The organism is uncultured Roseobacter sp., from assembly GCF_947501835.1.
Lineage (GTDB): Bacteria > Pseudomonadota > Alphaproteobacteria > Rhodobacterales > Rhodobacteraceae > Roseobacter.
Map to the genome: position 1 here is coordinate 123,674 of NZ_CANMXR010000010.1, position 12,009 is coordinate 135,682.

11 protein-coding genes are annotated in these 12,009 nt (G+C 58.7%); 8 read left to right on the forward strand and 3 right to left on the reverse strand.

Annotated features, from left to right (window positions below):
- The first annotated feature begins 2 nt into the window (after nt 1–2).
- The 8 genes from Q1A20_RS19745 (at nt 3) to cysE (ending at nt 8,148) form a co-directional block, all read left to right on the forward strand.
- Complete coding sequence (locus Q1A20_RS19745) at nt 3–320, forward strand: gene transfer agent family protein (protein ID WP_299408961.1); 318 nt, start codon at nt 3–5, stop codon at nt 318–320.
- Nucleotides 317–526, forward strand: a complete 210-nt coding sequence (locus Q1A20_RS19750; RefSeq protein WP_298971460.1) for a rcc01693 family protein — start codon at nt 317–319, stop codon at nt 524–526. The genes Q1A20_RS19745 and Q1A20_RS19750 overlap by 4 nt, the downstream gene beginning before the upstream one ends.
- Nucleotides 516–1,172 carry a phage tail tape measure protein gene (locus Q1A20_RS19755; RefSeq protein WP_299408964.1) on the forward strand — a complete coding sequence of 219 codons (657 nt, stop codon included), beginning with the start codon at nt 516–518 and terminating at the stop codon, nt 1,170–1,172. Before Q1A20_RS19750 ends, Q1A20_RS19755 begins: the two co-directional genes overlap by 11 nt.
- Nucleotides 1,173–1,190: 18 nt before the next feature.
- Nucleotides 1,191–1,823: a DUF2460 domain-containing protein gene (locus tag Q1A20_RS19760; protein ID WP_299408966.1), complete on the forward strand. Its 633-nt coding sequence runs from the start codon at nt 1,191–1,193 to the stop codon at nt 1,821–1,823.
- Complete coding sequence (locus Q1A20_RS19765; RefSeq protein WP_299408969.1) at nt 1,823–2,710, forward strand: DUF2163 domain-containing protein; 888 nt, start codon at nt 1,823–1,825, stop codon at nt 2,708–2,710. Before Q1A20_RS19760 ends, Q1A20_RS19765 begins: the two co-directional genes overlap by 1 nt.
- A complete protein-coding gene (locus tag Q1A20_RS19770) occupies nt 2,707–3,153 on the forward strand; it encodes a peptidase (RefSeq protein ID WP_299408971.1) in 447 nt (148 codons plus the stop codon). Before Q1A20_RS19765 ends, Q1A20_RS19770 begins: the two co-directional genes overlap by 4 nt.
- On the forward strand, nt 3,153–7,097 hold the full coding sequence (locus tag Q1A20_RS19775) for a glycoside hydrolase TIM-barrel-like domain-containing protein (protein ID WP_299408974.1): 3,945 nt from the start codon (nt 3,153–3,155) through the stop codon (nt 7,095–7,097). Before Q1A20_RS19770 ends, Q1A20_RS19775 begins: the two co-directional genes overlap by 1 nt.
- Before the next feature lie 241 nt (nt 7,098–7,338).
- Nucleotides 7,339–8,148: a serine O-acetyltransferase gene (gene cysE, locus Q1A20_RS19780; RefSeq protein WP_299408976.1), complete on the forward strand. Its 810-nt coding sequence runs from the start codon at nt 7,339–7,341 to the stop codon at nt 8,146–8,148.
- 64 nt (nt 8,149–8,212) lie between these two features.
- Here the strand turns inward: cysE and Q1A20_RS19785 are convergent, their stop codons facing one another.
- The 3 genes from Q1A20_RS19785 to pdhA are packed head-to-tail and all read right to left on the reverse strand — an operon-like array spanning nt 8,213 to nt 11,917.
- Nucleotides 8,213–9,514, reverse strand: a complete 1,302-nt coding sequence (locus tag Q1A20_RS19785) for a pyruvate dehydrogenase complex dihydrolipoamide acetyltransferase (protein ID WP_299408978.1) — start codon at nt 9,512–9,514, stop codon at nt 8,213–8,215.
- Nucleotides 9,515–9,526: 12 nt separating this feature from the next.
- Complete coding sequence (locus tag Q1A20_RS19790; RefSeq protein WP_299408980.1) at nt 9,527–10,909, reverse strand: pyruvate dehydrogenase complex E1 component subunit beta; 1,383 nt, start codon at nt 10,907–10,909, stop codon at nt 9,527–9,529.
- 3 nt (nt 10,910–10,912) lie between these two features.
- On the reverse strand, nt 10,913–11,917 hold the full coding sequence (gene pdhA / locus Q1A20_RS19795; RefSeq protein WP_299408982.1) for a pyruvate dehydrogenase (acetyl-transferring) E1 component subunit alpha: 1,005 nt from the start codon (nt 11,915–11,917) through the stop codon (nt 10,913–10,915).
- Nucleotides 11,918–12,009 lie beyond the last annotated feature (92 nt).

Below are 12,009 nucleotides of genomic sequence, written 5' to 3' on the forward strand. Positions count from 1 at the left end.
TCATGGCAAATCCCTGGAGGGGCGATGTGGCCTTGCGTATCAATGGGGAAACCCAGGTGATGCGGTTGACGCTGGGGGCAATTGCCGAGTTGGAGGCTGAGCTGAAGTCTCAGTCGCTGATGGCGATGGTCGAACGCTTTGAGAGCAGCAGTTTCACCAGTCAGGATGTTCTGGCGCTGCTGCGTGCCGGGCTGCGGGGCGGTAAATGTGAGATATCCGACGATGCACTTTATCACGCGGAGATCGAAGGCGGGCCGTTGGCTGCGGCCCGTGCCGCGGCAGAATTGCTGGCGCGGGCCTTCACGGTGCCTGACGCATGAGCAGGTTGGACTGGCCCGCCCTGATGAAGGTCGGGTTGCGGGGATTGCGGTTGTCGCCCGAAGCGTTTTGGGCGCTGACCCCCGCTGAATTTCAACTGATGCTGGACGAGCCAGGAAAGACGGGGCCGCTGCTGAGCACCGGCCTTGACGCGCTGATGGCGGCCTACCCGGATAATGAGAATAAGGACGAGGGCGATGATGGATGAAGGCTTTGACGATTTTGAGCAACGCGCCGATGACCTGAACGACACGCTGGCACAGACCAGTGTGCTGGTGACTGGTTTTGACAGCGAACTGCGGCGGATGAAGACCTCGCTCGAAGCAACGGGACGGGATATCGCCGTTCTGGAGAAAGGGCTGAGCCGCGGGCTGCGCCGTGCTTTCGACGGGGTCGTCTTTGATGGGTTGAACCTGTCAGACGCGCTGTCGAAGCTCACCGAGAGCCTGGCAAACACCGCCTATAACGCCGCGATCACGCCGGTGACCAATCAGGTGGGCGGGCTGCTGGCGCAGGGCGTTGATGGGCTGATTGGCAGCGTTTTGCCTTTTGCCGATGGCGCCCCCTTCAGCCAGGGCCGCGTGATGCCCTTTGCAACCGGTGGCATCGTCAGCGGGGCGACACCTTTTGGGATGCGCGGCGGCATGGGCGTCATGGGAGAGGCCGGACCAGAGGCCATCATGCCGCTTGCACGGGGTCCCGATGGCAAGTTGGGCGTGCGCGGCGCAGGCGGCGGTGGGAGCACCGTTGTGATGAACATCAGCACCCCGGACGTTCAGGGGTTTCAGCGCAGCCAGGGCCAGATCGCGGCCCAGATGTCACGCGCCTTGGGGCGCGGACAACGCAATCGCTAAATTGAGGGGAGCAGAGCAATGCAATTCCATGAAGTCAGGTTTCCGGCCACATTGAGCTTTGGCTCAGTCGGCGGGCCCGAGCGGCGCACCGATGTCGTCACCATCAGCAATGGGTACGAGGAGCGTAACGCGCCTTGGGCGCATTCACGCAGACGGTATGACGCCGGCATGGGCATGCGTTCACTCGACGACATTGAAACGCTCATCGCGTTTTTTGAGGCGCGGTTTGGTCAGCTTTTTGCGTTCCGGTGGAAAGACTGGTCCGACTATCGGTCTTCCAAGCCCTCGCAGGATATCACCGCCTTTGATCAGACGATAGGTGCGGGAGACGGTGTGCAAACCACATTCTCGATGATCAAGACCTATCAGTCCGGCACATACGAGTATGTGCGCCCGATCAGCAAACCCGTTTCGGGGACGATCCAGGTCGGCGTCGCTGGCGTCGCCCTTCAGGAAACGGTCGACTACACGGTGGATCTGACAAGCGGAGAGATCACTTTTGTGCAGGCGCCCGGCGTCGGAGAAGCCGTGAGCGCGGGGTTTGAATTCGACGTGCCGGTGCGTTTCGATACCGACCGAATCCAGACCAGCATTGCAAGTTTCAAGGCGGGCGAAGTGCCCAATGTGCCGATTGTCGAGGTGCGGGTCTGATGGCGGGAATGGATGCGGGGCTGCAGGCCCATCTTGAGGGCGGGCTGACCACGGTTGCACACGCCTGGGCGATCACGCGCAAAGACGGTGTGGTGCTTGGGTTTACCGATCATGACCGGGAACTGGCGTTTGAGGGTGTGACGTTTCGGGCCGATACCGGCCTGAGCGCGGTATCCCTGGCGCAGAGCACAGGTCTGTCCGTTGACAACACCGAAGCGCTTGGCGCTTTGAGCGATCTGTCCATCCGCGAAGATGAAATCGAGCAGGGCCGGTTTGATGAGGCCGAAGTGCGCGCCTGGCTGGTGAACTGGAAAGATGTCAGTCAGCGGTGGCTGCAGTTTCGCGGTACAATTGGCGAGTTGCGCCGCGCCGACGGGGGCTTTCAAGCCGAACTGCGCGGATTGACGGAGGTGTTAAACCGTCCCTTGGGTCGGGTTTATCAAAAACCCTGCACCGCCGTGTTGGGCGATCCGAACTGCGGCGTGGATTTGACCGCGCCTGAATATTCCATCGAACTCACAATCGATCAGGTGTCGCAGGCGCGGGTCTTTCGCTGGGACTTCTTCGACGGGTTCGACAACGGCTGGTTCGCGCGGGGACGCATGGAGGTACTCTCCGGTTCCGCAAAGGGCCTTTGGGGCATGGTCAAGCAGGACCGCTATGAAGGTTCCACGCGCGTGATCGAACTCTGGGAGCCCATTCGCAGTCCGTTGGAGGCAGGAACAATCGTACGCCTCACGGCAGGCTGTGACAAACGCAGCGAAACCTGCCGGGTCAAATTTGCGAACCTGCTGAATTTCCAAGGATTTCCGGATGTTCCCGGGGAAGATTGGATGCTGGCCGTGCCGAAATCGACAGGTGCCAATACGGGCGGGAGCCGCAGATGACCCCGATGCAGGAGCAGATCGTCACCGAGGCCCGAGACTGGATTGGGACACCCTATGTTCACCAGTCTGCGGTAAAAGGGGCGGGCACCGATTGCTTGGGATTGCTGCGCGGCATTTGGCGCACGCTACATGGGTCCGAGCCTGAGGAAATCCCGGCGTATTCGATGGATTGGTCGGAACCCCAGGGCGAGGAAAGGCTGTGGACGGCAGCGCTCCGTCACCTGCAACCCAAGCCATTGGAGGATGAGGCGGCGGGTGATGTGCTGCTGTTTCGGATGCGCGACAGCGCGGTTGCCAAGCATCTCGGCGTTGCCGGACGTCTGGGCGATCACGCCAGTTTTATCCATGCCTATTCAAACCACGGTGTCATCGAAAGCTCGCTGAGCCTTCCGTGGCGCCGCCGCATCGTGGCGCGGTTCACATTCCCTGAGGAGGCCAGCTGATGGCAACGATAGTTCTTTCTGCAGTTGGTGCAGCGGTTGGCGGCTCCATTGGCGGTACGGTTGCAGGGCTTTCCACGGCGGTGATTGGCCGCGCGGTTGGCGCAACAATTGGCCGGGTCATTGATCAGAAACTCCTGGGACAAGGCTCTGAGGTTGTCGAAACCGGACGTGTTGACCGTTTTCGGATCTCCAGCGTTGGGGAAGGTGAGGCACTGGCACAGATCTATGGGCGGATGCGCCTTGGTGGGCAGGTGATCTGGGCGTCTGATTTTGCCGAAACCGTGACCGTTTCCGGGGGCGGCGGAGGTGGCGGTAAAGGTGCGCCCAGCCAGCCGCAGACGCAGACGCGCAGCTATTCCTATTCTGTTAATCTGGCCGTTGCGATTTGCGAAGGTCAGATCACCAAGATTGGACGTATTTGGGCCAACGGCGAAGAAATTGCGCCGGATGATCTGAACCTGCGTGTCTACAAGGGGACGTCGAACCAATTGCCTGATCCTGTGATCGAAGCGATCGAAGGCACCGGCGCAACCCCTGCCTACCGCGGTACGGCCTATGTGGTCTTTGAAAACCTTGCGCTGGAACGCTTTGGCAACCGCGTGCCCCAATTCTCATTCGAAGTGTCGCGGCCGGAACAATTGGATGAAGAAGACGCAGATCTCGCTCTGACGTACGCAGTACGCAGCGTGGCGCTTATCCCCGGCACGGGCGAGTATTCACTTGCGACAACGCCAGTGCATTATACCAGCGGGCCGGGAAGCCGTTGGAGCGCCAATGTCAACACGCCCAACGAAAAGACCGACTTCAAGGTGTCTCTCGACAACCTGGTGGACGACCTACCCAATTGTGAAGGGGTCTCGCTGGTTGTCTCATGGTTCGGCAATGATCTGCGCTGTGGGTCCTGCCGCGTGCGTCCCAGAGTGGAAAAAAAGCAATTCGATGGGGAGAATATGCCCTGGTCGGTTTCTGGCCTGACGCGGGCTGCGGCACAGGCAATGCCAACTGTCGACGGACGTCCGATCTATGGCGGTACGCCAACCGATTTGTCTGTGGTTCAGGCCATCCGAGCGATGAATGCAGCTGGCAAAAAGGTGATGTTTTATCCCTTCATCCTGATGGATCAGCTGAGCACGAACACGCTGCCCAACCCCTATGCGCCGGACGAGACGCAGCCACGGCTGCCCTGGCGCGGTCGGATTACGCTGTCGGTCGCACCGGGGGTTAACGGCTCGCCCGATGGTACGGCAACCGCGGACGCCGAGGTGAATGCATTCTTTGGCAGCGCGACCGCCGCAGATTTTTCGACCTCAGGATTTTCAGTGAATTATAGTGGTCCAAATGAATGGACGCTGTCCCGTTTCGTGCTCCACTATGCAGCGCTGTGCAAAGCCGCGGGCGGCGTCGAGGCCTTTTGCATCAGTTCTGAAATGCGGGGCCTGACCCAGATCAGGGGCGCCGGGAATACCTTCGTAGCGGTGCAGCGGTTGCGCGCGCTTGCTGGCCAGGTACGTGCAATTCTGGGATCGGGCACCAAGATCAGCTATGCGGCGGACTGGAGCGAGTATTTTGGGTATCAGCCACAAGACGGCTCCAACGACAGATACTTTCATCTCGACCCGCTCTGGGCAGATTCCAACATCGATTTCATCGGCATCGACAACTACATGCCAATGTCCGATTGGCGGGAAGGGGATGCGCATTTGGATGCGGATGTCGGATCGATCTATGACCTCGACTACCTGAAGAGCAATATCGCGGGCGGTGAGGGATATGACTGGTTTTATGCCTCCGAAGACGCAGCTGAAAACCAGATCCGTACCCCGATTGAAGACGGTGCCCACAACGAACCATGGGTTTTCCGGTATAAGGACCTTAAAAACTGGTGGTCCAATCCGCATCACGAGCGCATTGGAGGTGTCAGATCTGCCAACCCAACGGAATGGGTGCCTGGATCAAAACCGTTTTGGTTTACCGAGATGGGGTGTGCATCAATCGACAAGGGCACAAACCAGCCGAATAAATTCCTTGATCTGAAGTCTTCCGAAAGCAGCCTTCCAAATTACTCCAACGGCGCGCGAGACGACTTTATTCAAGCGCAGTATTTGCGCGCGATGGTTTCGTTCTGGGGTGATGCGGAAAACAACCCGGTCTCTGCTAGTTATGGCGCGCCGATGGTGAACATGAGCCGCGCCTTTGTCTGGGCGTGGGATGCGCGACCCTATCCCTATTTCCCGAATAATTCAGGGCTTTGGAGCGATGCCGAGAACTACTCTCGTGGACACTGGATCAACGGTCGAACATCGGCGCGCTCGCTGGCTTCGGTGGTGGGAGAAATCTGCACAAAGGCGGGGTTGACCAATTACGATACCAGCCAGCTTTACGGCACTGTGCGCGGCTACATGGTTAATGACGTCAATGATGCCCGCGCTTCGTTGCAGCCGCTTATGTTGCGGTATTCATTCGATGCTGTTGAACGGGACGGTCTGCTGAGCTTCAAGATGCGGCAAGGACAAAACGCGATCACGCTTGATCGTGATGTTCTGGCTCTGAGCGAAGAATTGGACGGATCGGTCGAACAATCCCGGTCCGCTCAGGCGGAAATGGCCGGGCGTGTCAGGCTGCGTTTTGTGCAGGCGGATGCGGAATTCGATGTGCTTGCGGAAGAGGCGGTGCTGGCAGATGAACGTACCCACTCGGTTTCTACATCGGAAATCCCGATTGCCTTGACGCGCGGTGAAGGGCGGCAGACTGCGGAACGTTGGCTGACCGAAGCTCGCGTTGCGCGTGAAGCGATCAGGTTCGCCTTACCGCCGTCTTGTTTGACCATGGGGGCCGGTGATGTGGTCGAACTGTTGGGGGACCAGACAGAGGGTCGCGCGCTTTACCGCATTGATCGGGTAGAGCAGGGGATGCTTCAGATTGTTGAAGCGGTTCGTATTGAACCCGATGTCTATACATCTGCCGAGATGATTGATGACGTGCCGAGCCCGCGTTCTTTTGTGCCGCCGGTACCGGTCTCGTCCCTGTTTCTGGATTTGCCTCTGATTACCGGGGATGAAGTACCGCATGCACCGCACATAGCAGCAACAGCCAGCCCGTGGCCCGGATCAGTCGCCGTCTATCAGTCGCCAAGTGACAGCGATTTTCGGTTGATCAGTCAGGTGGCGGCGAAATCCGTCATAGGCACCACGCAAAGCCCAATGTATGCAGCACCCGCGGGCCGCTTGGATCAAGGAGCACCGTTGGAGGTTAAACTGATCAGCGGGTCCCTGAGTTCAGTGGTGATGAATGCCATGCTGAGTGGCGCAAATCTTGCGGCGATCGGCGATGGCAGCCCTGGCAACTGGGAACTCTTTCAATTCAGTGAAGCGGAACTCATCGATACCAACACATATCGCTTGAGTGCACGCTTGAGAGGCCAGTTGGGCAGTGATGGCTTGATGCCGGATCAATGGCCGACGGGATCATGGTTTGTGCTTCTCAATGGTTTGCCGGAACAAATCGATCTGAGCCGCAATCTGCGTCGGGTATCGCAAACCTATCGCGTTGGGCCAGCGCGACGCCCAGTGGACGATCAATCTTTTGAACAACAGACTTATGCTTTTGACGGGAACGGCGAGCGACCTTATGCGCCTGTCCATCTATGCGCGGATCTGGAGGCGAATGGCGATCTCTCTGCATCCTGGATCCGACGCACGCGTGTGGATGGCGATAGTTGGGACGTGCCGGAGGTGCCGCTTGCGGAGGAGACCGAAAGCTATCTGGTGCGGGTTCTTAAAAACGGGGAAACCATCCGTGAGCAGATCGTGTCGGAAGCAGCATGGCAGTACCCCGCGACGCAGCAGATGGTAGATGGGCTTGCAACGCCTTTCGAGATCGAAGTGGCGCAGATTTCGGCCGTCTATGGCGTGGGTCTTTCACGTAAACTGGAAGTTGCGGCTTGAGAGGTTGATTTTGGTCCACCTTTTATTGTGTATTTTCATTTTGTATCAGATGCTTAACCGGCTAACTGATTGAACCGCTTTGTCCTCGTTTGCACCGTTGACCCCTCAGCTCGAAGCGAAAGCTGCGCGGCTTCTTCCGCCGGCTTTCGCTCATCAACATCCGAAATGTAGCCCATCACAGGTTTGCGTTTGGTTTTTAGATACTAGATAAAGTAAAAGCATTCGCAAAAGGATGATCGCGATGGCTGAGCTAAAACCAAACATTTCTTCCGTTGATCCGACGTGGGATCAGATTTGCGCCGAGGCGCGTCAGGCGACTCAGGATGAACCGCTGATGGGCGGTTTCCTGCATGCCTGCATCTTGCATCACAAAAGCATCGAAAAGGCCTTGTCGTATAGAATTGCGGCAAAGCTTGCGTCAAACGAGATGTCGATGGTTGTTGTGCGGGAAATGGTCGAAGAGGCCTACTCGCAGGATGTAAGTCTGGTCCAGGCCGCGCGGGCTGACCTGGTTGCGATCTATGAACGTGATCCTGCATGCCACCGTCTTTTGCAGCCTATTCTCTATTTCAAGGGCTATCAGGCGATGCAGGCCTACCGCGTGGGACACCATCTTTGGCAGAAAGGTCACCGCGATCTGGCTTATTTCGTGCAGATGCGGGTCTCGGAGATCTTTGGCGTCGATATCCATCCGGCGGCCAGGATCGGCAAGGGCATCATGATTGATCATGCCCATTCCATTGTGATCGGCGAGACCGCTGTGGTGGGCGACAATGTTTCCATGCTTCATTCCGTGACTTTGGGTGGGACTGGCAAGGAAGAAGAGGACCGCCATCCAAAGATCGCCGATGGCGTGCTGATTGGTGCAGGTGCCAAGGTCCTGGGCAACATCACCGTTGGGCATTGCAGCCGCATTGCCGCAGGGTCGGTTGTTCTGGAGGAGGTGCCACCCTGCAAGACCGTTGCGGGTATTCCGGCGCGGATTGTCGGCGAGGCAGGGTGCGATCAACCGTCTATTTCCATGAACCACATGTTCGGACCAGACGCGTAAGCAAATTATAAAACAGAAAAGCCGGAGGCGATGCCTCCGGCTTTTTTTGTGTCCAGTGTTTGGATCAGGCCAGCATTGTCATCGGGTTTTCAAGATTATCCTTGATCGCCTGCAACAACTGCGCACCCAACGCGCCGTCGATCACGCGGTGATCCACGGACAGGGTAACCGACATGACGGTGGCCACACCCAATTCGCCATCAGCACCCACGACCGGTTTCTTGACACCGGCACCCACGGCCAGAATAGCGCCATGCGGTGGATTGATGACCGCGTCAAAGTTGTCGATGCCAAACATCCCGAGATTGGAGATTGCAAAGCTGCCGCCCTGGTATTCATGTGGTGCCAGCTTGCGGTCTCTCGCGCGCCCGGCCAGATCTTTCATCTCGGCCGAGAGTGCAGAGAGCGATTTCAGCTCCGCGTCCTTTAGAACTGGTGTGAAAAGGCCACCTTCGATAGCAACGGCGACGGCCACATCCGAAGGTTTCAGCTTGAGCATCCGATCTCCCGCCCAGACGGCATTTGCGTCCGGGACGGATTGCAGGGCCAAAGCGCAGGCCTTGATGATGAAATCATTCACCGACAACTTCACACCACGGTCTTCAAGCTGCTTGTTCAAGTCGCCCCGGAATTTCAGCAGCGCGTCCAGTTCAATGTCGCGACGCAAATAGAAGTGCGGGATCGATTGCTTGGCTTCGGTCAGCCGCGCCGCAATGGTTTTACGCATGCCGTTCAGGCTGATCTCTTCGTATTCGCGCCCTTCATACATCGCCATGACCGCGTCTGCTGCTGGTCCGGCCGCAAGCGCGGGCTTGGCGTCTGCGGTGGCAGCAGGTGCTTTGGTCGCTGCGGTTGGCGCGGCGGAAGCACTTAAGCCTTCCACGTCCGCTTTTACGATACGACCGTGGGGGCCGGAGCCTTTCACAGTGCTCAGGTCGACACCTTTATCTGCCGCAATGCGCCGCGCCAAAGGTGAGGCAAATATGCGTGTCCCATCCGCCGCCTGAGGCGCTGCAGGAGCCGGTGAGGGCGCTGGTGCTGGTGGTGGCGCGGCCGCTGTTTCCGCAGCGGGTTGCGGGGCGGCTGCCGGGGCAGGCGTGCTCTCAATGTCGTCCGCGCTCTCGCCCTCTTCCAGCAGGATCGCGATGGCTGTGTTCACTTTCACCCCTTCGCTGCCTTCAGCGACAAGAATTTTACCGACCGTGCCTTCGTCCACGGCCTCGAATTCCATCGTCGCCTTGTCGGTTTCGATTTCGGCCATGATGTCGCCGGAGGAGACGGTATCGCCCTCCTTGACATGCCATTTGGCGAGCGTGCCCTCTTCCATGGTCGGGCTCAGGGCGGGCATGAGTATCTCTGTTGGCATCTTGCGCGCTCCTTATTTGTAGGTGACTTGTTTGACGGCGGCGATAACCTCGTCGGTGGTCACCAGCGCCAGTTTTTCAAGGTTGGCTGCATAGGGCATCGGTACGTCCTTGCCGGTGCAATTGATCACCGGCGCGTCAAGGTAATCGAACGCTTCCTGCATGATCACCGAACTGATGTAATTGCCGACGGATCCCTGCGGCCAGCCTTCTTCGACCGTCACGCAGCGGTTGGTTTTCATGACCGACTTGATGATGCTGCCGGTGTCCATCGGGCGTAGGGTACGCAGGTCGATGACTTCGGCGGAGATGCCGTCTTCGGCCAGTTGATCTGCTGCCGCCAGCGCGTATTGCATGCCGATACCAAAGCTCACGATGGTCACATCGGTGCCGGTCCGCCAGATGCGTGCTTTGCCAAACGGTACCGTATAGTCCTCCATGTCCGGCACGTCGAAACTGCGCCCGTAGAGGATTTCGTTCTCCAGGAAGATCACCGGGTTGGGATCACGGATCGCGGTTTTCATCAGGCCTTTGTAGTCAGAGGCGGAGTAGGGCATTGCGACCTTCAGGCCCGGCACCTGCATGTACCACGCCGCGTAGTCCTGGGAGTGCTGCGCGCCGACGCGGGCAGCGGCGCCGTTGGGGCCGCGGAAGACCATGGGCGCGCCCATCTGACCGCCGGACATGTAGAGGGTTTTCGCGGCGGAGTTGATGATCTGGTCAATCGCCTGCATGGCGAAGTTGAAGGTCATGAACTCCACAATGGGGCGCAGACCGCCAAAGGCGGCACCCGTGGCGATGCCGGCAAAGCCATGTTCGGTGATCGGGGTATCGATCACGCGCTTGGCGCCGAACTCGTCCAGCATGCCCTGGGAAATCTTGTAGGCGCCCTGGTATTCGGCCACTTCTTCGCCCATCAGAAAGACTGAATCATCGCGACGCATTTCCTCGGCCATCCCGTCCCGCAGCGCTTCGCGCACTGTTTGTTCCTTCAGGGTGGTGCCTTCCGGCCAGTCAGGGGAGGTGTCGGTTTGGGGAGCGGCGGGGGCAGGGGCGGGCGCCTCGGAGGCCGCAGGGGCCGCCTCGTTGCCCGCGTCGGCAGCTTTCGCCGCCTCCGGCGCTGATGTCGACGTGTCGATATCGTCTGCGCTTTCGCCTTCCTCCAGCAGAATGGCAATCGCCGTGTTGACCTTCACCCCTTCGCTGCCTTCAGCGACGAGGATCTTGCCGACGATCCCTTCGTCGACGGCTTCGAACTCCATCGTGGCCTTATCGGTCTCGATTTCGGCCATGATGTCACCGGAGGAGACGGTGTCGCCCTCCTTGACCAGCCATTTGGCCAGCGTGCCTTCTTCCATGGTGGGCGAGAGGGCGGGCATCAGAATTTCAGTTGCCATGGCTCAGGCCTCCCCTGCTTCTGCGTAGATATCGGTCCAGAGCTCGTCCAATGCAGGCTCCGGCGAGGTTTTGGCAAATTCGGCACTTTCGTTCACGATTTCCTTGATCTCCTTGTCGATCGCCTTGAGATCTTCTTCGCTGGCATGTTTCCCGGTCAGGAGAAGCGAGCGCACATTTTCAATCGGGTCGCGTTCATCGCGCATTTTCTGAACCTCTTCGCGGGTCCGATATTTGGCCGGGTCCGACATCGAATGCCCGCGATAGCGATAGGTCTTGATCTCCAGAATATACGGACCCTTGCCCGCCCGGCAGTGCGCCACGGCTTTCTCACCGGCGGTTTTCACGGCCAGCACATCCATGCCGTCCACTTCCTCGCCGGGAATGCCGTAGGAGGCGCCCCGCTCCCAATAGCTGGGCGACATGGTCGAGCGTTTGGTCGAGGTGCCCATCGCATATTGATTGTTTTCAATGACGAAAATCACCGGCAGCATCCACAGCTCCGCCATATTGTAGGACTCGTAGACCTGACCCTGGTTGGCGGCACCGTCTCCGAAATAGGTGAAGGTCACACGGTCGTTTTCCTTGTACTTGTCAGAGAAGGCGAGGCCCGCCCCCAGCGGTACCTGCGCGGCGACAATGCCGTGGCCGCCATAAAAATGCTTCTCCTTGGAGAACATATGCATGGAGCCGCCTTTGCCCTTGGAATAACCGCCCTCGCGCCCGGTAAGCTCTGCCATCACGCCGTTTGGGTCCATGCCGCAGGCCAACATGTGACCGTGGTCGCGATAGGATGTGATGCGCTTATCACCTTCCTCGGCTGCGGCCTCAAGCCCAACAACGACCGCTTCCTGCCCGATATAGAGGTGGCAGAACCCGCCGATCAGGCCCATGCCGTAGAGCTGGCCCGCCTTTTCCTCAAATCGCCGGATCAGCAGCATGTCTCGGTAATAGGCCTTGAGCTCCTCCGCCGATACATTGGGTTTTTTGGTGGATTTTCGCGGTGCCATCTGAGCGGTTCTCCCTCGTCTCGCCCGGGTGCGGGCAGATAGTTTAGCGTTAAACTATTCTTTATCGGATTCGGGACGCTAATGCGAGGGAC